The following is a 21230-nucleotide window of genomic DNA, read 5'->3' on the forward strand; positions in this document are numbered from 1 at the left end:
CCACCACAATGGCTCGTGATGACAACTCTGGCCGACATTCTGCGCGGCGTCGAAGGCGGCGTCTTCCCGGTCTCGGATCTGGGCGTGACGGTTGTCTCAGCGCCGTCCGCCCGCGAGTGGTGCGTGCTGGCGTTCACCGGGCACATCGTGATCGCCGCGGACGTGGACGAGGCGTGGGTCGCCGAGCAGCTCCCGCCAGGCGACATGGTCGCGCCGACCACACCGCCGTTCCTGACCGCGCTCGCCGAGCTGTCCGGCCGCCAGGCGCACTGTGTCGACGCGATGCTGCTCGCCCCGGCTATCACCGACCCCGCCGAACGCGCCGCCGCGGTGGCCGGTCTCGAGGAGTTCACCGGCCACGACCACCCGCGGGTGCTCCGCGCACTCGAGTTCCGCGAGGACGTCCGCGTGTACGGCGATTCGTCCGGAAGCGTGATGACCATCGGGAGCGGGATCGCCCGCCGTACCGAGTGTTCGGTCGAGGTCCCCGAGTCGGCCCGGGGTCAAGGGCGCGGCCGCCGGCTCGCCCAGGCCGCTCGCGCCCTCATCCCGACCGATGCGCACATCTGGGCTCAGGTAACCCCGGGCAATGCGGCATCCTTCCGCGCGTTCCTCGCGGCGGGCTACCGCATTGTCGGGTCGGAGATCTTGCTCCTCTAGGGGCAGTGCTCCACTGAGCGGCCGGCGGAGGCGATGGTCGTGACATTCGTGAGCGACGTCGGCAGAGCGACCCGGGGAGTCAGCGTGCCGTCGGCGCGCCGGCGCCGGGTGTAAACCTGACCGCCGGAGGTCGCCGAGATCTGGAGCTCGCCGCCGACCGAGGACGCCGCGACCTGATCAGCCGGGTCGCCGGTCTGCGTCGGCATTTGCCAACTGCCGTCGGTGTGCTGGATCGCGTAGTACAGCTGGCCTTCCGCAGCGATCACCACCATCATCTCCGCGCCGACCACAGTGACGGCCACCGCCGTGATGCCGTTCATGGTGGTGAAGTGATTGCGTGAGCTCCAGCTTCCGTTGCCGTTCCGCACCCGGTGATAGACCCGCCCGGCACCATCGACCTGCATCATGTGGAGAGTGCCGTGGAACTCGGTGACGCCCACCAGGCGGGCTTCGTCGCCGAGCCGGTTCGGACCGTCCCAACGGCCGTCCGGGAACTGCATCAAGTGGTAGACGACCCCGCCCGCCGCGAAGGCGACCTGCAGGCAGCCGAGCACTACCGCGGCGCCCATCGACGACACGCCTCTGAGCTCACCGAAGACGTTCCGGGTGCTCCAGCTGCCGTCCACGCCCCGCACCCGGTGGTAGATGACGTCACCGGTCATCTCCATCACGTTCAACGCACCGTTGAACTCGGACGCCGCCACCAGGCGGGCCGGGCCGTTCAACGCGTCCGGACCGACCCAGCTGTCGTCAGCTTGCTGGATCCCGTGGTGCACCTCGCTGTCCGAAGCCAGGACGAGCTGCACCTTCGGGTCGAGGAAAGTGCCGGGCGCGTCCAGCCGGTAGAGCGCGGCCGCGCCCGGGGGGAGTGAGACCGAGATCGACGCCGGGCTCGACTGAGCCTTGTAGGTCTTGGTCGCAGGGTCGAACCGCGAGACGGTCGACACAACCGCGGTGTTCACGTTGATGACAGCCTGCGAGTTCGCCGTGTGGGACCAGTTCGTCACCAGCACCCACCTGGTCCGCGACTTGCGGTCCTTACTGCGGAACGTGCCGAGGACGACCGGACTACCGGAGGTGTTGGTCAGCCACGTGTCCGGGGTGAACGGCTGCGTGGCGGGCGGGCGCGATCCGTTCGCGTGCACCACCCGCTCCGACACGAGCGGCAGCAGCTCGGCGCCGGCAGGAGCGAGCCAATTGGCGTGGAACGCCTTGGCGGAGTCGTAGAGCGGAGACCGCCTGCCTTCCTGGTCGATCAGCGCCGGGCCGTAGGGTCCGTGTTCGGCAGTTGGTGACGAGTAGCAGAAGTACTGGATGCCCTTGCACCCGTAGGCCAGGCTGACGTTGATCTGCCACGCAAGATCCGCGGCCGACGTCGTCCGGTAGTGCAGGTGCTTGACCGACAGGATGTAGATCCAGGTCGGTACGCCGGCGCCCAGGCCGGTCGCCCGGAACTCCTGCCACTCGGCACAGTAGCCGGGGAAGTTGGTGCCGTCGTCGTTCAACGGGTAGCGGTCGTACGACAGGACGTGCGGCTTGACGGTGCTGGTGAACTCCTGAATGTAGTTCCGCCAGCCTCCCGGCACGACGTCGGGGAGCAGGTTGATGTTCAGCAGCATGTTCGGGGCCGCCGCACGCAGCTCAGCCGAAGCGGCCGCGAGCACCGGGAACTTGTCCGGTTGCGGCTCATCCTCCAACCGGAAGCCGGCGAAGGACGGATGCCGGGTGAATTCGTTGCGCCGCGCCATGGCCTTGTCGGGCCAACAGACGACCACGGCCTTCAGCCCGACCTGGTCGGTGAAGCCCAGCGTGGTGTGCGTCTTCGGCAGCTCCGCGTCATCAGGGCCCTGGCCGACGAAGGTCCAGTTGAATCCGGCGTCCTTCACCTCCTGGAACCGCTCCAGGGTGTTGAACCTGTCTTGCATCGACGGCGGCCAGAACGCGCCGATCGGGAACTCCGGCCCGGAGATGATCGGCAGCTGCGAGCACGGTGCGGCAACCGTCTGCGTCGTCTTGGCGAGGGCTGTGGTGGCGGGCAGGAAAGGCAGGAGACCGGCCGCGGCGGCGAGCTTCAGGATTCCGCGGCGGTCGATCGTCGGCGTGGGCGTTGCGCTGGAATCGTCCGTCATGTTCGCATTCGAGCACGCCGGTTCCGTAGGAAGAACCGATGAAACCTCACTCGAACAGTTGTTGCCCGGAATAGATAGCGGTGGTAAGTCGGACCTGGGAGGAAAGCTGTCTATACCGGCACCGGAGGAGATTGCGCACGCGTTCGGCCTGGGTGCGGCGGACGGGCAGCTCGTTCATGTCAGGCGTGGCGATTCCGATGCCTGGCGGCTCCGGACGTCGAGCGGAAGCTACTTCGTCAAGGGCTACCTCCAGGACTTGGGCGAGCAGCAGACAGTGGCGATGGCGTTCGAACGCCGTGCACTCGCGGCGGGCGTGGACATGCCATCCCCGATCACGCCCGTCGAACCAGCCCTCGGTTGGGCGATCCGCCTTGCTGACCGGTGGTTTCGCACGTACCGATGGATCGAGCACGATCCGTCACACGCTGCCCTCGACCTCTCGCCCTGGCTTGGCCGGACGATGCTGCGGGTCCATCAGGTGGAGCCGATCGGCCAGCTCGGTTTGCCTGAGTGGTGGCGGGCGGCGGTCCCGCCAGCTGAGGTCTGGAAGGGTTGGCTCGCGACGGCTCGGGAGCGTGACGTCGCGTGGGCTGGGCTGCTCAAGGACCGCCTGCCGGCGATCCTCGCAGTCGGTGACCGCATCGCGGAGGTCTCGGAGATTGCGCCGGATGTTGTGCGGACTCATGGCGATTTCAAGGACCACAACATCGTCAGGTCCACGTCCGGTCCTGTCCTGGTGGATTGGGACAGCGTCCGGACCGACAGTGCTGCGCTCGAGGCCGGGCGGGCGGCCTACCTGTTCGGAGGCGGAGAGACCTTGCAGGTCAGGAGAATCCTTGCCGCGTACGTCGCTGCCGGCGGCGAACTCGGATGGGCCGGAGCCGACCTGTTTCTCGGGGTCGCCAGACATCACGTCCAGGTTCTGGGTGAGCAGATCCGGGTCTCGCTCGGGGAGTCCGCGCCTGCTCGCTGGATGGGCGATCGCGCGACGATCGAGACTTTTATCAGCGCCCGACTGAGCGACCTGCCCGGCACGATCGATCGCCTGCGTTACATGGCTCGTGAGCCTTCCAGCGAATAGGGTTCAACGGTGAGGTCCGCCACGGTAGAGGTCCAGGGAAGCTGGCTGCACTACGTCGAGGTGGGCACCGGTGATCCGGTGCTGTTCCTGCATGGCAACCCCACTTCGTCGTACCTGTGGCGAAACGTCATCGGTGAAGTGGCACGAGCGGGCTGGCGGTGCATTGCGCTCGACCTGATCGGCATGGGCGGTTCAGGCAAGCCCGACCTCGACTACCGGCTCGTCGACCATCTGGGTTTCGTCGAGGCCTTCATCGAAGCCTTGGGGCTGTCCGACCTCACCGTGGTCGGGCACGACTGGGGCGCCGTGATCGCCTTGGACCTCGCGCGACGCTTCCCCGATCGGGTTCGAAAGGTCGCGGTCCTGGAAGGACACCTGCGCCCCATCGCCCGGTGGAGCGACATGGACGAAGGCGGCCGGGAGCTGTTCCAGAGATTGCGAACCCCGGGTGTCGGCGAGCAGGCGATCATCCAGGAGAACTTCTTCGTCGAGAAAGTTCTCCCTGCCGGGATTCTCCGCACGTTGAGCCAGGACGAGCTGGATGCCTACCGCGCGCCGTACCGTGATCCTGCCGCCCGGCTACCGGTCTGGCGATGGCCACAAGAGATCCCGATCGAGGGCACACCCGCCGACGTGGCCGCGATCGTCACCGCCAACCAGGCCGTGCTGGCCGACCCGAACCTCCCGAAGCTCCTGCTCCATGCGGATCCTGGCGCGGTGATCGGCCCCGCCGAGGTCGCCTGGTGCCGTGAGCACGGGCGCGCGCTGACCATCGTCGACGTCGGACCAGGCACGCACTTCCTCCCCGAAGATCGCCCGGCCGAGATCGCCGCGGCGCTCAGCGACTGGCTCGGCCGGCCTGACTCCTGAGAGCGTCTGATCACCGGTCCGGCGGGTCCTTCGAGATTCGGTGGGTGCCGGTGGGGTTGACGTGGAGTACGAAGCCGTGGGGCGTTGTCCACTCGATGGTCTTGGCGTCGATCCGGCGGACCTTCCATCCGTGGGCGTGGGTCTTCACCCGGTGGCCGAATCGGCTGAGTGGTATGAGGTTCTGGGTGTTCGTTTGGCCGGGTGGGCCGAGGGGGTCGTAGGGCTTGATGTGGTCGAGGTCGATGCTCTGGCTGGTTTCGCGGGTGCCGTAGGGGAAGAGCTCGGTGGGGTGGGTGAGCTTGATGTGTTCGCGGATCTGGTTGGTGGTTTCGTAGGCGTCGGAGCTGACGGTTTTGTTGAGGTCGATGACGGGCTTGACCACGTAGGGTCCGTGGCCGACGAGTTCGGTGATCTGGGCAGCCAGTAGCGGGCCGATGTCTTCTACGCGCAGGACTCCGGTGCCGGTGGCGAGGGTGTGGTCGGTGAGATGTACGTAGATCTCGGTCTTGCCTGCGCGTGCCGGGGTGGGCCGTTCAGCTGGCGGGCGAGCGTGGGCATCACGCTTGATCTCAGCCAACCGGGCTGCGAGAGCGTGCAGTTCATCCGGGGTCACGGACTCGCCCTCGTCGGACATACTGCCGTTGGATACGTCGAGCGGCTCGACTGCCGAACTGTCGTAGTGGTCGAGAGGGTCGGGGAGATCGCTTTCGCCTGGGTGGGGTGCCTCGCGGTCGGCCTCGTCATCGGGGCCGGGCTCATCATCCGGGCCTGGCTCATCATCCGGGCGGGATTCGTTGTCCGGGCCGGGCTCGCCATCCACACCGGCGGTGCCGTCGAGACCGGGACCTACGCTCACACCATGTGCCCGGTCAGCTGGCAGACGGTTGCCTGTAGCAACATTGCAGGGTAGGACTGCCGGGTCAGATGTGGTGGCACGCGCGGGGGCGGAATCAGGCGCCGGAGCAGAGGCGGTCGCAGACGCGCGTGCGGTCGCAGGTGCGGGTGCGGGCCCGGCAGCAGACGCGGGAGCAGAGGCGGTCACAGGCGCCGGAGCGGACGCGATCGCAGACGCGCGTGCGGTCGCAGACGCAGGCGCAGGAGCGCTCGCAGACGCAGGCGCAGGTGCAGGCGCGGGAGCGGTCGCAGACGCAGGTACAGGTGCAGGCGCGGGTGCGGGTGCAGGCGCGGGTGCGGGTGCAGGCGCGGGTGCGGGTGCGGGTGATGGCCCGGCAGCAGACATGGGGCTTGAGCCGACGGCAGACACTGGGACGGGATCCGACGCAGGAGTCTCTCCGGGTGCGGGAGTCTCGCCCGCTGCGGGAGTCGGGTCCGGTGCGGGAGTCGGGTCCGGTGCGGGAGTCGGGTCCGGTGCGGGAGCGGAATCCGGGGTGGGAGTGGAATCCGGGGTGGGAGTGGAATCCGGGGCGGGAGTGGGGTTCGGGGTGGGGGTGGTTTGGTGGTGTTGTTGGGCTTGGGCGAGGAGTTCGTTGGTGAAGGCGGTGTCGGGCATGATGCCTACGGCTTCGGCGCGGCGGGCGTGGATGCTGCGCTTGTCGCCTTGGGCCAGGAGGGCGTCGGCGATCTGGTCGATCTTTGCCTTGTGCCGCAGGACCGCGGCTGAGGCGGCTTTGATCACGCAGGTTTTGGTGCCGTGCTCGTCGGATCGTCCGACCCAGACACCGCGTTCGCGGGTTTTCTCGTCGGCCTCGGCTTTCGCCTGGGCGGGGTCGGCGTGCATCTTGGCGGCCTTGATGATCTTGGCCAGCCGGGTCGGCGAGATCGTGTCCAGCAGGTGCGCGACGCGCTGATCGACGTACAGCGCGGCTTCCAGGGACAGTTTCTCGCAGTCGCGGGCGAGGTTGCGTGCCTTCCATGCCGTGACTTCTTCGCCTAGTACTCGGGCCCAGACGAATGGGAACCGGTGCCGCAACGCTAATGAGTTCGCGAGATAGTCCCGGGCTACTCCTGGCGAGACCCCGACCACCGCTCCGTACTCGGAGATGCAGAACTCCAGCACCGGCGGACAGCCGTCGCCACCCAGCACCACGGCACGCTCTCGGCCGTGACCCGCACGACGCCCCGGGCACACATCGGGATGGAAGCGGTCGGCGTACACGACAGCATGAACGAGGGAGCGTGCAGCCGATCGCTGCTCGGCCGCACGCTCCTCGGCGGCCGACTCCAGCAGGTCGGCCGTCGAGAGCAGGGACAGCGCTTCCTCGAACATGTGTTCGACTATAGTCACGAAACGATAACGGGGCAAATCGGTCTTACAGACAAGGGATACAGCGGCCTCGACCAGGTCAGTCTCGGTGGTAGGTGGGGGTTTCGCCGGCGTAGAAGGTGCCTCGGTAGATGCCGTGGATGATCTCGGACTCGTAGCCGTCGAGTTCGGGGGCGCCTAGTTCGTGGGCGATGGCGAGTTCGGCGTGGGCGTCGTACGGGACGCGGACGAATTGGATGGAGAACGGGGCGGGGACGGCGGAATTCTCGACGCCTTCGAGGATTGTGTAGACGGGGGTCGGGTCGTGGAGGCTGTTGCCGACCGAGCCGACGTTGATGAGGGTGCGGCCTAGGTCGCATTCGTAGTAGGCGTCGTGGGTGTCGCCGTAGGCCACGACCGTCGGCAGGGGACCGTCGCCGGTGGCGGGGGTGTTCTCGAACATGCTGCGGTACGCCGCTTCGTCGTGATCGAAGTAGACCCGGTGATGCACCGTGGTTGCGGAGGCGTGGAACAGGCGGATCTGGCGGCCGCTGAGTTGGAAGTCGTGGCAGAAGGGGAGGTTGCGCAGCCAGGTGTGCTGGTCTGGGCGGAGCTCCTGCCGCCACCAGAGCATGCTGCCGCCGGCCGGGTACTCGCGGTCGGGGTCGGGGAGGAAGTCGTCCCAGTTACCGAGGATGTTGACCTCGCAGACCTCGCGGCAGCGGTCGACCACCGCCTGGCCGCGCGGGCCTTTGCCGACGTAGTCACCGAGGTTGAAGATCCGGGTGATACCGCGAGCCTCGATATCCGCGAGGACGGCGTCGAGTGCGGTGAGATTTCCGTGGACGTCCGAGATGAGGGCGATCCGCTCGAGCTGCATGTCCGCCATCGTTCAAGGCCGCCTCATCCAGGGCAACCTGTTTGTCACCAGCCACCCGAGGGACCGTCGTACTCGGAGGAACCGGCGCCGCTGGTCGCGCAGGTCCGGGAGGAGCGGGCGGACGAGCCACCGGATGCTCCGGACGGGCCCCCGCCCCACGAGCCGCCGGATGCTCCGGACGGGCCTCCACCCCACGAGCCACCGGATGCTCCGGACGGGCCTCCACCCGACAAGCCGCCGTACGAGCCACCGCCATCGCCACCGCCTCCACCCCCGCCCCTGGCACCGCCACCGCCATGGCCCCCGCGGCCTGAGGAAGCGCCGCCGCCGGACGACCCACCACGCGACCCACCACCGCCACCAGAACCGCCACCGCCCGCACCGCTGGGGCCGAAGGAGCTTGGCGCGCCACCTCCACCGCTGGGGCCGAAGGAGCTTGGTGTGCCGCCACCCCCGCCCCCATCGCCCGCGGAGTGCGATGCGGCTCCGGCAACCGCGCCGCCGGCTTTGCGGGCAGCCGTGATCGCGGCACCAGCCGCGCCCATCCCCGCACTCGCCGCAGCTCCGACAGTACGAGCGCCAGACGCCCCGGCCCCAGCGCCCGCTCCCCCGCCCGCTCCCCCGCCGACTCCGGCGCCCGCTCCAGCGCCGGAGCCACCTCCGGAGCCACCTAGACGGGCGCGGCCTACGTTGACGGCTCCGGTGGCGAGCCCACCTGGGTCGGCGACCGCGCTGCCCATCGCGGCGCTGCCGCCGGCGACGGCTGCCGTCAGCGGTACGGCGAATCGCAGCAGCGCAGGCAGTGCGAACACCGCGAGCATCAGCATCATGATCCCGGTCATCGCCTGCACCAGCTGGTTGTCGCTCGGCAGCATCGCGGACTGGTTGAGCTTCATCGCCGCCGCATAGATGAGCGCGGCCGCCGGTTTGTAGGCGATGAACGCGATCGCCCATCCGCAGAATTTGCGGAACCACGTCCGCCCGACCTCGGTATTCGTCGCGGCGGCCGCGAGCGGGAATGTCCCGGCCAGGATGACCAGCATCGCGGACCGGATCAGCAGCAGCACGATCTGGATCACCGAGGCGCACATCACCGAGATGGTGACGCAGATGGCGAGGATCACCTGGCCGGAAGCGACGCCGATCTCGGTGAAGCCGCCGTTCGCGACGATGCTCTGGAAGCCTGCGTCGACGTTGCCACCGGCGGCCTTGGTGACGATGTCGTGGGCGAGTCCGTCGGACCACTCGGACAGCAACTGCAGCACCGCCGCTCCGGCCCCGCACACCAGCACGAAAGTCATCATTGCCTTGAGCAACTCCTGCAGCGGTTTGGCGCGCTGCTCCCAGGCGGTCCGCAGACCGGCGATCAGGATCGCGACGGTGAAGATCGCCGCGACAACCGCGAATGTGCTCTGCTGCAGGTATTCGACCGGGCCGGAGTTCTTCCAGCCAGCACCGGATTCGGTCGCGATCGTTGCGTCCGGCACCTTCAGCCACAGTGTCGCCATCGAATGCATGGAGTCGAGAGCGGCCTGACTGGCCTGCTGCAGCAAGGAATCGAGACTGGACGTCGCGACGGAGATGAAGCCTTCCTTGATCTGGCAACCGATCTCGAGCTGCCCGCACATCAGAGACCACTCCACTTCACGAAGTCGGCGAGGTTGCGAAGCTGGGCGAACGGCGCCCCGATGGCCGCACCGGACGACGGTGGCTGGAGCCGCCAGTCGTGGTCGTGCCAGACCATCGTCACGGTGAGACTCATGTACTGCGTCTCGACCGGTACGGCGAGTGTCACCGTCACCTGGTCGCGACTGGCAGCCAGGACGCGGTACCCGGCGAGCTGCGTCGGCTCTGAGGTGGTCGACGAGCTTTCGGTTGTCCGCAGCAGCTCGTCGGTCTCTGGACCGGGCAGCAACAGCTTGCGAGCGGTCGCGGTCGCCTTCGTCGGATCGCCCAGTGCGGCAAGCACGTTGTACGCCGCGAACACCGCCCCGGTCGGCGAATGAGCAAAACACCGCCGAAACCCGTCGGAGTCGACAACCCCGGGCCCGAACGCGGCAGACCGAGGAACAACCACCCGCCGACTCACCTCCCACCCGTCCACCGCAGGAGCTGCAGCAGGAACCGCCTGATCGCCGGCCGGAAGTGAGCAACCGGAACGAGAGGACGTGGCAACCGGGGTTACAGAGGGAGCCTTTATCTCGGGGTTCGACAGGTTGGTGGTGGGCGAACTTCCGTCGGCGAGCAGGACGATGAGGCCGCAGGTGATGACGGCGGCGATGACGATGGCGGCTGCCACGAAGCCGGGGCCGAAGGGGGTGGGGCGCTCGTTCTCGCTCATTCGGTAAGGCTTGCAAAGATCGCTCGATCGCCGCGGAAGTTATCCACAGGCACCCGTCGTACCGGTCTGGACAGGTGCCCGGTTACGCTCAGGAAGTTTGCGACTGCCGGTCGATCTGTAGCCAAAAGGTCACCCCGTGTAGCGAAGTGAACTAGTCAGCTACTAGAGTCCGCGCATGACCATCGCGCCTTCGCTTTGCTCGCCCCTAGCGCTCGCCGATGCAGAACCCACCCGCGCCGCGGAACCCTGGGAAAGCGACGTCATCACGGCCTACGGTCTGCTGCGGGAAGCCGCAGCCGAGCTGGACCAGTTGATGCGGCACTCTCTCAAGCGCAGTGGTCTGCAAATGGCAATGTTCGAACTGTTGCTGCGGCTGGCCCGCAGTCACGGGGAGAAGCAGCGTTTGACCTCCCTGGCCCGGGAGCTGACCGTCACCACCGGCGGCATCACCCGGCTCGTCGACCGTGCCGAGAACCTCGGCCTGGTACGTCGCGAGCCCTGTCCTGACGACGCCCGCGGTTCCTACGCGGTGCTCACCGAGGAGGGGAAGCGGCGGCTGCGCGAAGCACTGCCGGATCACCTCCTGGAGATCGACAGTCTGTGGATGTCGCAGCTGTCCGACGAGCGCGACGTCGTGCTCGGCAAGCTGCGCCGGGTCCGGGACAACGCACGTCGCTGGCCGAACGGCCGGCCGGCACTCTGAGCGCACCAAGGCGAGCAGTAGACCAGCAAGTACAACTTCAACGCATTACCCGGAACTAACGGATGGGGCGCTCGACTGGTGTCGGGCGCCCCTCCGCGTCAAGGTTGAGATGTGAACCAACAGCTGGCTGAGCGCGAGCAACAGACCGAACGCCAGGCGGACGGTCGTCGCGCGACGCGTTGGCGTGGTGCAGTAGGCGGCATTCTGGCCGCCCTCGCCGGTCTAGCGGCCGGCAGTGTGGCGGCTGGACTACTCGGTACGTCGCAGACTCCCGTGGTCGCGATCGGCTCGGCGTTCATCGATCGGGTGCCGCCGTGGCTGAAGGACCTGGCGATCTCCTGGTTCGGGACGCACGACAAGACCGCGCTCCGGATCGGCATTCTGATCGTCCTGCTGGCGCTGGCTGCGGTCGGCGGCATTCTTGCGGTACGTCGGTACTGGGCCGGCGCACTGATCGTCGTCGTACTGGGCGGGGTGGCCGTGGCGGCCGCGATGACCCGCGCCGACTCGGGGCAGACCGGGTTCGTGCCGTCGGCCGTCGCCGGGCTCACGGCGCTGGGGATATTGCGTCTGTACACGAAACGTCTGGAGCCGCTGCTCGACCTCCCCGATGACGGCGTCAGCCGCCGGGGCTTTCTGCAGTTGTCGGCCGGTGTCGCGATCGGTTCGGCCGCGATCGCTGCGCTCGGGCGCGTGATCGGCGGGAGCCGGACCGCGGTGGCCGATGCCCGCAAAGCGCTGAACCTGCCGAAGCCGCCGTCACTCGATCCGCCGGCCGGTGTCCAGGCCGATGGCGCTACGCCGTGGGCGACGCCGAACGAGGACTTCTACCGCATCGACACCGCGCTCGCGGTCCCGCAAATCATGCCGTCGGACTGGAAGCTGCGGATCCACGGCATGGTGGACAAGGAGCTCAACCTCACCTTCGACGACCTGCTGAAGCGCAAGGTCATGCACAAGTGGGTCACGTTGACCTGCGTCAGCAACGAGGTCGGTGGCGACCTGATCGGGAACGCGCTGTGGTCCGGCGTACTGCTGAAGGATCTTCTCGAGGAGGCCGGGCCCTCGAAGGACGCGGACGCGATCCAGTCGATGTCGAAGGACGGATTCACCGCCGGTACGCCGCTCAGCACGCTGCTCGACGATCGCCAGGCGATGCTCGCGTTCGCGATGAACGGTGAGCCACTGCCGGTGGAACACGGGTTCCCGGTGCGGATCGTCGTACCGGGGCTGTACGGGTATGTGTCGGCGACGAAGTGGCTGACCGATATCGAGGTGACGCGGTTCGATCGGTTCGACGCGTACTGGACGCCGCGGGGCTGGTCGGAGCTCGGACCGATCAAGTTGTCGTCGCGGATCGACGTACCGCTCGGCAAGAAGGTGACGGCCGGGCCCGTGACGGTGGCCGGAGTGGCGTGGGACCAGCACGTCGGGGTGTCGAAGGTCGAGGTCCGCGTTGATGGTGGCCCTTGGCAACAAACCACACTGGCCGCGGATGGGTCGATCGACACCTGGCGGCAGTGGCACTGGACCTGGGACGCACCGCGTGGGACACACATCCTGCAGGTCCGCGCGATCGACGCCAAGGGCACGCCGCAGATCGAAGCCTCCGCACCACCGGCGCCGGACGGCTCGACCGGCCTGCACACGATCAGCGTGAAGGTCGACTGACCGCGTCGAGCACGATCGGCAGGAAGGCGTGCTCGAGCGAGCCTGCTGGAACCTCGGAAGGTTCAAGCAGGCTCTGCGATCGCGCGCCCTCGTGCAGCGCGATCACCAGCCGGACGAACTGCTCGGCGGGCACGCTGAACTGCACATGACTGGCCGCTGAAATCTCCTCGACCAACCGGGTCAGGCTGGCCCGGAACATCGCGCGCTGCTCGTTCAGCGCCCGCGCCGCGTCTGGGTTGCGCAACGCATGCAAAGTGAACTCTGTCGAGATCAGGTGCCACTGGCGCTGATCGCCGATAGCCTCGTCGAGCAAGCCCAGTACGGCGTCCAGCAGCGTGCCAGGCTGGTTGGCCAGGTCGGGCAGCAGGGCCTCGATCTGCTCGAGCAACCGGTCGGTCGTTGCCTGGAACAACGTCAGGACCAGCTCGTCCTTGGAACCGAAGTTCGAGTAGAAGGCACCCCGGGTGAACCCGGCCTGGTCGCAGATGTCCTCCACCGAGGCGCCGGCGAACCCGCGCTCGGCGAAGACTTCGAGCGCGCCTGCCAGCAGGCGGGCCCGAGTGGCGGTACGACTGCGCTTGGGCGGTTCCATAAGAGTAGGATACAGTTCTGTATTGAATACACAACCGTATTGAACGGGGAAGCAGATGCAGCTCGAGGCTGTCGGAGTCAGCGTGATCGGTCCGCACGCACCGATGCTGACCGGTACGTCGGTGCGCGTCGACGAGAAGCAGGTCATGCTGCTGACCGGCTATCCGGGCCCCGGACACGTAGCTGCCGCTCTCGCGCTCTCCGGTCGGCTCAAGCCGGACACCGGCGAGGTCACTCTCCAGGGCTCCTCAGATCCCGCCGTACTGCGCCGCAAGGTCGCTGTGGTCGACGCACCGGGGATCACTGAGCCGGATGACGCGCTGCCCGTTCAGACGGTTGTTGGCGAGGAGCTGGCCATGGCTGGTCACAAGGCCGGCCGGAAGGCTGTGCTGGCGTGGCTGACCGAGCATGGTGCCGCTGAGCATGCCGCCACGCGTTTCGAGCACCTCCCGGTCGCTGCGCGCACCAGACTGCTCGCCGAGCTGACTGTCGCTCGGCCGGACGTGAAGGTCGTCATTCTGACCATGCCAGACCGTCATGGCGGCGATCCGCACGAGTGGTACGCGCTGGGCCAGGACCTGGCCGACCGGGGCTACGCAGTCCTGATCACGTGCGCAGATACCTCCGCCCGGTTGCTCGACGTACCCGCAGATCAAGTTGAGGAGATGAAGGCGTGACCGCGCTCCGGATGGCCCTGAGTGAGCTGCGGCGGCTGACCGCCGGCCGACTGCCCAAGCTGGCGGTGGTCGCCCTGCTGCTGGTGCCGGTCCTGTACGGCGGCCTGTACCTCTACGCGAACCACGATCCGTACAAGCGGCTCAACCAGATCCCCACCGCGGTCGTGGTGGAGGACGAGGGCACCACGCTGGCGACCGGTGAGAAGCTGAACGTCGGGCCGCAGGTGGCCGACGAGCTGGTCGAGTCGAAGAGCTTCGGGTGGCACAAGGTCACCAGGGCTGAGGCGACCGAGGGTGTCTCGGACGGCAAGTACGAGTTCGCCCTGGTGCTGCCGAAGTCGTTCTCCGGGGACCTCGCGTCCAGTGCGGACTTTACGCCGCGACAGGCGAACCTGGAGCTGATCACCAACGACGCCAACAACTACGTCGCGCACACCATCGCCAACCAGGTCGTCGCTCAGGTCACCAAGACCGTCGCGTCCCAGGTGAGCGAGACGGCGGCGAGCAAGCTGCTGGCCGGGTACAACACGATCCACGGTCAGATCAGCCAGGCCGCCTCAGGTGCAGCTCAGCTGCAGAACGGTCTGACGAGTGCGTCCACCGGCGTGGGCAAGCTGCAGTCCGGTGCCGGCCAGCTCAACACCGCGCAGCAGAAGCTGTCGGCCGGTGCGACCAAGCTGGCCGCAGGGACAGGGCAGGCTCAGCAGGGCGCGGCGAAGCTGGCCACTGGCGCTGACCAGCTCAGCGACGGCCTCGGCACGTTGAAGAGCAAGACCGCGAGCCTGCCGAAGCAGACCAAGGCGTTGGCGAACGGCGCCGACCAGGTGGCCGACGGCAACGAGAAGATCGCCGTCGCGGGTCGCCAGGTCGCCGCTGCGTCGAGCACGCTGGTCAAGGACCTCAAGGCGTTCGACAAGACGCTCGCAGCCCGTCTGAAGGCACAGGGGCTGAGCAACCACCAGATCAACCTGATCCTCTCCGAGACCGCCAAGCTGCGCGGTCCGGTCGTCCGGGCGAACACCAAGATCCAGTCGACCTCCACTCAGCTCAACCAGCTGGCCGGTGGCGCTCGCAAGGTCTCCAACGGCGCTGCCGCCCTGGCCAAGGCCACACCGGCTCTCACGAACGGCATCAGTACGGCGGCCAATGGCGCCAAGCAGCTCGACGCCGGGGCCGGGCAGCTGAGCAGCGGGCTCACCACTCTGCAGTCAGGTGCGCAGCAACTGGCAGCCGGTGAGAAGCAGGCGGTTGCCGGTCAGGGTCAGCTCCTGGGTGGTGTGAACAGCTTGGCCACCGGAGTGACCAAGCTGAAGGACGGCGCAACCCAGCTGAACACCGGTCTGGAGAAGGGCGTCAAGGAGATCCCCAACCCGACCACTGCGCAGCGCAAGGCCGTGGCCGAGACCCTGGGTGCTCCTGTCACGCTGCAGAATGTCTCCCAAGCGAGCGCCGACAGCTATGGCGCCGGCCTGGCCCCGTTCTTCCTCTGCCTGGCCTGCTGGATCGGTGCCTACGTGCTGTTCCTGCTGGTGCGGCCGCTCTCCCCGCGCGCGCTGGCCGGGCTGCAGTCGCCGTTCCGGGTCGCACTCGGTGGCTGGCTGCCGCCCGCACTGTTCGGTGCGATCCAGGCGACGCTGGTCTTCACTGCAGTCACACTCGGTCTCGGCATCAACGCGGCACACCCGTGGCTGACGGTCGGCTTCCTGATCCTGACGTCCATCACCTTCGTGGCGATCCTGCATGCGCTGTCCGCGTGGTTCGGTGCCGTCGGCAAGTTCCTGGGTCTGGTGTTGATGGTGATCCAGCTTGTCAGTGCGGGCGGCACGTTCCCGTGGCAGACCATCCCGGCACCGCTGTACTTCTTCCACCACGCGCTGCCGATGAGCTACGCGATCGACGGCGTCCGCCACCTCATGTACGGCGGCTCCACCGCATCGCTCGGCAAGGACCTGCTGGCCCTGGCGGCCTGGTTCGCCGTGGCACTGGCCGCGTCTACGCTGGCTGCGCGCAAGCAGCGCGTGTGGCCGGCCAAGAAGCTGCAGCCGGAGCTGGCCCTCTAGGCAGAGGAGACGGTGCCGGCATGACGATGCCCACGCAGGACGACGTACTCGGGTACTTCGACACGCTGTCGAACTGGGGACGGTGGGGCGACGACGACCAGCTCGGCACGCTGAACCACATCACCGACGACGTCCGGCTGGCCGCGGCGCGGGCCGTGCGCCACGGCCGGAGCGTCTCGTGCGCCTGGGAGATCGCCGTACCGGATGAGATGGAGCGGGCGACCAACGTGTGCCCGTGCGCCGTCGAGATGCCGGGTGCCGAGCACATGCCGCCGCTGTTCCAGAACGACCGGCGCTGGGGCTTCTCGAACGAGCGGCTCGGCATCATGTTCCACGGCAACACGATCACGCACCTGGATTCGCCGTGCCATCTCGTCTGGGACGGCAAGCTGTACAACGGGCAGCCGCACTCGATGATCGATGCCGATACCGGATCTTCTTGGGCAGCAGTCACCGCAGCGGCGCACGGGATCGTCACGCGTGGAGTCGTGCTGGACATCGCAGCGGTCCGCGAAGTGCCGTGGCTCGAACCTGGTGAGGGTGTGTTCCCCGAGGACCTCGAGGCGGCCGAACGTCGTCAGGGTGTGCGAGTGCAGTCCGGCGATGCGCTACTGATCCGGACCGGCTACGGCCGTGCTCGGCACGAGGCTGGTCCCTCCGGTGGCATCACGCAGGCCGGCTGGCACGCGTCCTGTCTGCCGTGGCTGCAGGAGCGGGAGGTCGCGCTGATCGGCGCCGACACTCCGCAGGACGTGCAGCCTTCGGGGTACGACGACGTGCTGATGCCGGTGCACGCCGTGAGCCTGGTCGCGATGGGCCTGTGGATGCTCGACAACTGTGACCTCGAGGAGTGCGTGACAACAGCAGCCGAGCTTGGTCAGTGGGACTTCCAGCTCGCCGTTGCACCAGTCCGCTTCGCCGGTACGTCGGGTAGCCCGGTCAACCCGATCGCCACCTTCTAGGCGTTCACGAAGGCCGCTGTCTCGGTCACGAGCTGGTTGGTCGTCGGCTGGTCGAAGTAGGTGATGAGCGCTTCGTACACCCCTGCTTCCGCGGCGGCCGGGTCGACGACGTAGCCGAAGTAGCCGTCGGTGTAGCCGATGACGCGTGTGATCGGGTAGCTGCTCTTCTCCTGCAGGGCTGCGCCGTGCAGAGCGAACAGCTCGACCGGCAGGTTCACCCAGCACACGTCGCCCAAGGTGACGACGCTGACCGGTAGCTCGAGTTCTGCGGGCAGGTCGGCCGCAGCCATCAGCGCCTGTCCCCGAGCGCCGTCCAGCCGGGTCTGAGCGATCCGGGACGACGGATCGTCCACGCCACCGTGCACAGCGCTCCCAGCTGCTGTGACGATCGCTGCTGCGTCCTCAGCCGCAGGTAGCGACCGCACCGGCAGCCGAAGCGTCGTACGGCGGATGCTGGGGGCGGCTGACGGCAACAAGAGCCCTGGCTCGGCCAGCGACTCCCGGACACGCGTAGCCAGCAGCTCTCCCAGCCTGGTGATCTCTGCCGCGCCACGTCCCTGTCGTGTGAACCGCGGGCTGACGTCACCGGCCGCACCCTGCAGATAGCCGACCACAGCCGGCGCGAGCGCCGCCCTGGCCGCACCGGGCCAGTCAGCCGACCACAGCAGGTTCTCCGGCCCGTACGTCGTCGGATGGCACGCGAAGTCCAACAGAACCGCCAGCAGTGAACCAGTGAACGAGTGCAGCGCAAGCACTCCGGCCGTGTTGTCGTGCGGACCGTCCTCTCGATGCCGGTTGGTACCGACTCCGGTCACCTCCACCGACCGCCACGACGCCACCACCGGCTGACGAGTCAGTACGGCGTTCGCTACCGCCGAGACGAGTGGTTCGTACAGCACGGGCTCGCGCTCGGCCGGAATCACCGGATGGATCTGGCCGGTCCACCCGCTTGGGCCGGAGTGGGTGTGCGAGGCCGACACGACTACGTGCTCGACCGGGATACCCGCGGCCCGGCCGGCCGCTGCGGACAGTTCGGCGGTCAACTCCGCGCCGACCGCGATCGCGTCCAGCGTCAACCACAGCACGCCGGGGGCATCCGCCGTACTGAGCCAGATGATGGTGGCGCGGAGTGGGTCAGCCGTACCGGTCGCGGGACCGGTGCGGGCGGCGTACCCGTCGAGGGGGTGGCCGGGGGGAGGTGTTACGTCCAGGGAGGTCGCTGCGAGCAACAGATCCATCACTTCAGGGCTCCTGCGGTCATCCCGGTACTGATCTGGCGATGGAACACAAGGTAGACCGCAAGGACCGGGAGGATCGAAATGGTGAGACCGGCGAACAGTCCGGAGTAGTCGGAGTGGTACCCCTGGGTCACCGCGAGGTTCGCCAGGCCCTGGGTGACCAGGTAGCGGTTCTCGTCGGTCATCAGCACCAGTGGCAGCAGGTACTCGTTCCACATCCCGAGGAACTGGAAGATGCCGATGCTGACCAGACCCGGCCGGGCCAGCGGCAGCATGATGCGGAACAGCACACCCCAGTGTGAGCAGCCGTCGACCAGCGCGGCCTCGGCGAGCTCCTTGGACTGAGTCTTGAAGAACGCGGTCAGGAAGAAGACCGAGAACGACATCCCGCCGGTCGCGTAGACCAGGATCAGTCCGAGATAGCTGTTCATCAGTCCGAGGTTCTGGACGACGAAGAACAGCGGCACCAAGGCCATGAAGCCCGGGAAGACCATGCCGCCGACGAAGACGTAGTACAGCGCCTTGCTGCCCGGGAACTCGAACTGCGCCAGCACGTACGCGACCGCGGCCGACAGCAACAGACAGAGCACGACACCGCAGGTCACCACGACCAGGCTGTTGAAGAAGTAGCGGCCGATGTGCGACTCGCTCCAGGCGCGGCTGAAGTTGTCCCACTGCCACACCGCCGGCAGCTTCCACGGGCTCTGGAAGATCTCGGAGTCGGTCTTGAAGGAGCTCACCACCGACCAGAGCAGCGGGAACAGCACCATCGCGCCCCACACCAGCGCGAAGCCCTGTGTCAGCCCGCCGAACAGACTGCCGGTCGCCCTCCGGGTCATCGAACGCACCCCCTCAGTAGACGACCCGCTCGCGGCGGGTCAGGCGGAACACGAGCACGGTCAGGATCATGTTCAGCGCGAACAGCGTCACGCCGATGGCCGACGCGTACCCGAACTTCCCGTACGTGAACGCGTTCGTGTACATGTACAGCGAGATCACCTGGGTCGCGTCGTTCGGACCGCCCGGCCCGACCGACAGCACCTTGATCAGCGCGAACTGGTCGAGGGCACCGATCACCAGGAACGCGATCGCGACCTGCACGGTGTTCCAGATCAGCGGCAGCGTGATCCGGAAGAACGCCTGCAGCGATCCGGCGCCGTCCAGGAGTGCCGCCTCGTACAGCTCCTTCGGGATCGCCGCCATGGCCGCGGTGAACAGCACCACGTAGAACCCGACACCGCCCCAGACCACGACCGCGATGATCGAGCCGAGCGCGGTGTCACCGTCGCCCAGCCAGGGCTGGGCGAGCGCGTCCAGCCCGATCGCGCGCAGGAACCCGTTCAGCAGACCGCCGCGCGGCTCGAAGATGAACTGCCACAGGACGCCGACCACCGCGATCGACAGCACGGCCGGGAAGAAGTAGATGATCTTGTAGAACTTCGCGCCGCGGATACCGCCGCGGTGGTTGAGCGCCGCGGAGAAGAACAGCGACAGCGTCACGATGATCGTCGGCAGACTGACCAGCAGGAACAGGTTGTGCCGCAACGCCGTCCAGAACACCGAGTCGTGGAACAGCGCGACGAAGTTGTCGAACCCGATGTAGCGGTACGTCGCCGACAGGCCTTCCCAGTCGGTGAACGCGATCGGGAAGGCCTGCAGGTACGGCGAGACCACGAAGACGGCGTACAGCCCGAGCGGGATCAGCAGCAGCCCGAAGACGAAGCGGTACTTGCCGTGATGCATGTCAGGCGTGGAACTTCTTGATCGACGGGTCCTTCGCCGTCTCGTCGGCGTACTTCTGCATCTGCTTGCTCCACTCGTCCGGCGTGACCTCACGGTTCATGAGCGCGGCCATCGCCTTGTCGGAGCTGTCCAGCAGCTTCTTGTACCAGATCCGGAACTGCCAGTCGTTGAACATGTTCGAGCCGGCCGCCGAGATGGCCTTCTGCATCGACTCGGCGGCGTGCGTCAGCTTGACGCCGTCGGTGCCGCCCTTCACCACGACCGGCGAGTTGGTCAGACTGGCGAAGTTCTGCATGCACTTCTTCGAGATCATGATCCGCAGCAGTTCCAGCCCACCCTGCGGATTCTTGGCCTGCGCGGGCACGATCAGCGCGCCACCGGGACCGCCGGTCAGCGTCTCGAACGGCGCCTTGTCGGAGGCCGACCAGCCCGGGACCGGCATCATCGTCATCGCGAAGTCCTTCGGCGCATCCTGCCCGGACTCGTTCTCCAGCCAGCCGCCGCAGGGGATGAAGACCGCCTGTCCCTTGGCCCAGGAGGCCTGCGACTGCTTGTGGTCGATGGCCTGCGAACCCTCCAGCAGGTAGCCCTTCGCGGCCAGCTCCTGGTAGCCCTCGGCGGCCTGGATCAGCGCCGGGTCCCGCCACGCGTTCGGTTCGAGGTTGTCGACCTTCTTCTTGAGCTCCGGCCCGGCCGCCTTGTAAGCCGTCATCAGCATCGGGCTGGTCAGGTAGCCCGGGTACTTACCCTGGTAGGTCCACGGCGCGATCTTGGTCGACTTCTTGATCTCGGCGCAGAGCGCGAGCATCTCCGGCCACGTCTTCGGGTAGGTCCAGCCGTGCTCGTCCAGCAGCTTCTGGCTGAACCAGATGCCGCCGGTGCCGATCACGTAGGGCATCTCGTACTTGACCCCGTCGTAGACGCCGTGTTCGGCGACGCCGGGAAGCAGGGTGTCCCTGACCTTCACGCCGGGCTGGTCGAAGGCCTCCATGTCGAGCAGGGCGCCGATATCCATGACCTGCTTCTTCGCGGCCAGCGCGGCGCCGTCCAGACCGACGTTCTCGATCAGGTCGGGCGGGTTGCCCTGGATGAAGCGAGGCTGCAGCTGCTGCTGGAGCTGCTGGCCGCTGGTCAGCTTCACGTTCGCCTGGGGAAACTGCTTGCGGTACAGGTCCAGTGGCATCTCGGTCCACTTCTTCCCGTACCCGCCGTCGAAGTTGAAGAACTCCAGCGGCTTGCTGCCGTCGACCTTCGCACCGAGGGTCGACGCGGGCGCGGACTTCTCCACGACCGGCTTCGCACAGGACGCGAGCGCAGCCACGGCAGGCGCCGCCAGCGCGACGCGGAGAAGTGTACGGCGGTCGACTGTGCTCATGAGACGCGTCCTCTCCAGGGGATTGATTGGGACATGGATACGCCCG

Annotated in this window: 18 protein-coding genes; 8 read left to right on the plus strand and 10 right to left on the minus strand. The window is 67.4% G+C overall.

From position 1 onward, the window contains the following. Positions 1 to 18: 18 nt before the first annotated feature. Complete coding sequence (locus tag ACFCV3_RS33680) at positions 19 to 660, plus strand: GNAT family N-acetyltransferase (protein ID WP_376037028.1); 642 nt, start codon at positions 19 to 21, stop codon at positions 658 to 660. Here the strand turns inward: ACFCV3_RS33680 and ACFCV3_RS33685 are convergent. After that, positions 657 to 2789: a hypothetical protein gene (locus ACFCV3_RS33685; RefSeq protein WP_376037031.1), complete on the minus strand. Its 2133-nt coding sequence runs from the start codon at positions 2787 to 2789 to the stop codon at positions 657 to 659. The two genes, ACFCV3_RS33680 and ACFCV3_RS33685, sit on opposite strands and share 4 nt — an antisense overlap. Here ACFCV3_RS33685 and ACFCV3_RS33690 point away from each other — a divergent pair. Then, the gene (locus tag ACFCV3_RS33690) at positions 2761 to 3870 is read left to right on the plus strand and encodes an aminoglycoside phosphotransferase family protein (RefSeq protein WP_376037034.1); all 1110 of its coding nucleotides are present in this window, start codon (positions 2761 to 2763) and stop codon (positions 3868 to 3870) included. The genes ACFCV3_RS33685 and ACFCV3_RS33690 overlap by 29 nt on opposite strands. A gap of 9 nt (positions 3871 to 3879) precedes the next feature. Further along, entirely contained in the window at positions 3880 to 4740 is an 861-nt protein-coding gene (locus ACFCV3_RS33695; RefSeq protein WP_376037036.1) for a haloalkane dehalogenase, read from the plus strand. A 10-nt stretch (positions 4741 to 4750) separates the two neighbouring features. On the opposite strand, the gene ACFCV3_RS33700 is transcribed toward ACFCV3_RS33695, so the two are convergent. The 4 genes from ACFCV3_RS33700 to ACFCV3_RS33715 form a co-directional block, all read right to left on the minus strand. Beyond that, the gene (locus ACFCV3_RS33700) at positions 4751 to 6967 is read right to left on the minus strand and encodes a hypothetical protein (protein ID WP_376037038.1); all 2217 of its coding nucleotides are present in this window, start codon (positions 6965 to 6967) and stop codon (positions 4751 to 4753) included. A gap of 76 nt (positions 6968 to 7043) precedes the next feature. Next, on the minus strand, positions 7044 to 7823 hold the full coding sequence (locus tag ACFCV3_RS33705; RefSeq protein WP_376037040.1) for a metallophosphoesterase family protein: 780 nt from the start codon (positions 7821 to 7823) through the stop codon (positions 7044 to 7046). A gap of 44 nt (positions 7824 to 7867) precedes the next feature. Beyond that, the gene (locus ACFCV3_RS33710; RefSeq protein ID WP_376037043.1) at positions 7868 to 9466 is read right to left on the minus strand and encodes a type IV secretion system protein; all 1599 of its coding nucleotides are present in this window, start codon (positions 9464 to 9466) and stop codon (positions 7868 to 7870) included. Further along, positions 9451 to 10164, minus strand: coding sequence for a hypothetical protein (locus ACFCV3_RS33715; protein WP_376037046.1), 714 nt, complete (start codon positions 10162 to 10164; stop codon positions 9451 to 9453). The genes ACFCV3_RS33710 and ACFCV3_RS33715 overlap by 16 nt, the downstream gene beginning before the upstream one ends. 175 nt (positions 10165 to 10339) lie before the next feature. On the opposite strand from ACFCV3_RS33715, the gene ACFCV3_RS33720 reads away from it, so the two are divergent. After that, a complete protein-coding gene (locus ACFCV3_RS33720; RefSeq protein WP_132171411.1) occupies positions 10340 to 10867 on the plus strand; it encodes a MarR family winged helix-turn-helix transcriptional regulator in 528 nt (175 codons plus the stop codon). 111 nt (positions 10868 to 10978) lie between these two features. Beyond that, on the plus strand, positions 10979 to 12538 hold the full coding sequence (locus tag ACFCV3_RS33725; protein WP_376037048.1) for a molybdopterin-dependent oxidoreductase: 1560 nt from the start codon (positions 10979 to 10981) through the stop codon (positions 12536 to 12538). Here the strand turns inward: ACFCV3_RS33725 and ACFCV3_RS33730 are convergent. Continuing rightward, a complete protein-coding gene (locus tag ACFCV3_RS33730) occupies positions 12519 to 13130 on the minus strand; it encodes a TetR/AcrR family transcriptional regulator (RefSeq protein ID WP_376037051.1) in 612 nt (203 codons plus the stop codon). The genes ACFCV3_RS33725 and ACFCV3_RS33730 overlap by 20 nt on opposite strands. 55 nt (positions 13131 to 13185) lie before the next feature. Here ACFCV3_RS33730 and ACFCV3_RS33735 point away from each other — a divergent pair, with 55 nt between their 5' ends. Genes ACFCV3_RS33735 through ACFCV3_RS33745 form a run of 3 tightly spaced genes read left to right on the plus strand, consistent with a single transcriptional unit; the run spans position 13186 to position 16828 of the window. Next, entirely contained in the window at positions 13186 to 13806 is a 621-nt protein-coding gene (locus ACFCV3_RS33735; protein ID WP_376037053.1) for a hypothetical protein, read from the plus strand. Then, complete coding sequence (locus ACFCV3_RS33740) at positions 13803 to 15866, plus strand: YhgE/Pip family protein (RefSeq protein WP_376037056.1); 2064 nt, start codon at positions 13803 to 13805, stop codon at positions 15864 to 15866. Before ACFCV3_RS33735 ends, ACFCV3_RS33740 begins: the two co-directional genes overlap by 4 nt. A 20-nt stretch (positions 15867 to 15886) precedes the next feature. Next, entirely contained in the window at positions 15887 to 16828 is a 942-nt protein-coding gene (locus ACFCV3_RS33745) for a cyclase family protein (RefSeq protein WP_376037058.1), read from the plus strand. Here ACFCV3_RS33745 and ACFCV3_RS33750 read toward each other — a convergent pair. Genes ACFCV3_RS33750 through ngcE form a run of 4 tightly spaced genes read right to left on the minus strand, consistent with a single transcriptional unit; the run spans position 16825 to position 21184 of the window. Further along, entirely contained in the window at positions 16825 to 18066 is a 1242-nt protein-coding gene (locus ACFCV3_RS33750) for a hypothetical protein (RefSeq protein ID WP_376037061.1), read from the minus strand. The two genes, ACFCV3_RS33745 and ACFCV3_RS33750, sit on opposite strands and share 4 nt — an antisense overlap. Continuing rightward, on the minus strand, positions 18066 to 18905 hold the full coding sequence (locus ACFCV3_RS33755; RefSeq protein WP_376037063.1) for a carbohydrate ABC transporter permease: 840 nt from the start codon (positions 18903 to 18905) through the stop codon (positions 18066 to 18068). The genes ACFCV3_RS33750 and ACFCV3_RS33755 overlap by 1 nt, the downstream gene beginning before the upstream one ends. A 13-nt stretch (positions 18906 to 18918) precedes the next feature. Next, the gene (locus ACFCV3_RS33760; RefSeq protein WP_376037066.1) at positions 18919 to 19809 is read right to left on the minus strand and encodes a carbohydrate ABC transporter permease; all 891 of its coding nucleotides are present in this window, start codon (positions 19807 to 19809) and stop codon (positions 18919 to 18921) included. Between the two features lies 1 nt (position 19810). Next, positions 19811 to 21184: an N-acetylglucosamine/diacetylchitobiose ABC transporter substrate-binding protein gene (gene ngcE, locus ACFCV3_RS33765; protein WP_376037069.1), complete on the minus strand. Its 1374-nt coding sequence runs from the start codon at positions 21182 to 21184 to the stop codon at positions 19811 to 19813. Between the last annotated feature and the right edge of the window lie 46 nt (positions 21185 to 21230).

The organism is Kribbella sp. NPDC056345, from assembly GCF_042262745.1.
Classification (GTDB): Bacteria; Actinomycetota; Actinomycetes; order Propionibacteriales; family Kribbellaceae; genus Kribbella.

Bases quoted from the DNA above. Each gene is read 5' to 3' on its own strand.
- ACFCV3_RS33680 (WP_376037028.1), top strand. From the start codon at position 19: ATGACAACTCTGGCCGACATTCTGCGCGGCGTCGAAGGCGGCGTCTTC.
- ACFCV3_RS33685 (WP_376037031.1), bottom strand. From the start codon at position 2,789: ATGACGGACGATTCCAGCGCAACGCCCACGCCGACGATCGACCGCCGC.
- ACFCV3_RS33700 (WP_376037038.1), bottom strand. From the start codon at position 6,967: ATGTTCGAGGAAGCGCTGTCCCTGCTCTCGACGGCCGACCTGCTGGAG.
- ACFCV3_RS33705 (WP_376037040.1), bottom strand. From the start codon at position 7,823: ATGCAGCTCGAGCGGATCGCCCTCATCTCGGACGTCCACGGAAATCTC.
- ACFCV3_RS33715 (WP_376037046.1), bottom strand. From the start codon at position 10,164: ATGAGCGAGAACGAGCGCCCCACCCCCTTCGGCCCCGGCTTCGTGGCA.
- ACFCV3_RS33720 (WP_132171411.1), top strand. From the start codon at position 10,340: ATGACCATCGCGCCTTCGCTTTGCTCGCCCCTAGCGCTCGCCGATGCA.
- ACFCV3_RS33730 (WP_376037051.1), bottom strand. From the start codon at position 13,130: ATGGAACCGCCCAAGCGCAGTCGTACCGCCACTCGGGCCCGCCTGCTG.
- ACFCV3_RS33735 (WP_376037053.1), top strand. From the start codon at position 13,186: ATGCAGCTCGAGGCTGTCGGAGTCAGCGTGATCGGTCCGCACGCACCG.
- ACFCV3_RS33745 (WP_376037058.1), top strand. From the start codon at position 15,887: ATGACGATGCCCACGCAGGACGACGTACTCGGGTACTTCGACACGCTG.
- ACFCV3_RS33750 (WP_376037061.1), bottom strand. From the start codon at position 18,066: ATGGATCTGTTGCTCGCAGCGACCTCCCTGGACGTAACACCTCCCCCC.
- ACFCV3_RS33755 (WP_376037063.1), bottom strand. From the start codon at position 18,905: ATGACCCGGAGGGCGACCGGCAGTCTGTTCGGCGGGCTGACACAGGGC.
- ACFCV3_RS33760 (WP_376037066.1), bottom strand. From the start codon at position 19,809: ATGCATCACGGCAAGTACCGCTTCGTCTTCGGGCTGCTGCTGATCCCG.
- ngcE (WP_376037069.1), bottom strand. From the start codon at position 21,184: ATGAGCACAGTCGACCGCCGTACACTTCTCCGCGTCGCGCTGGCGGCG.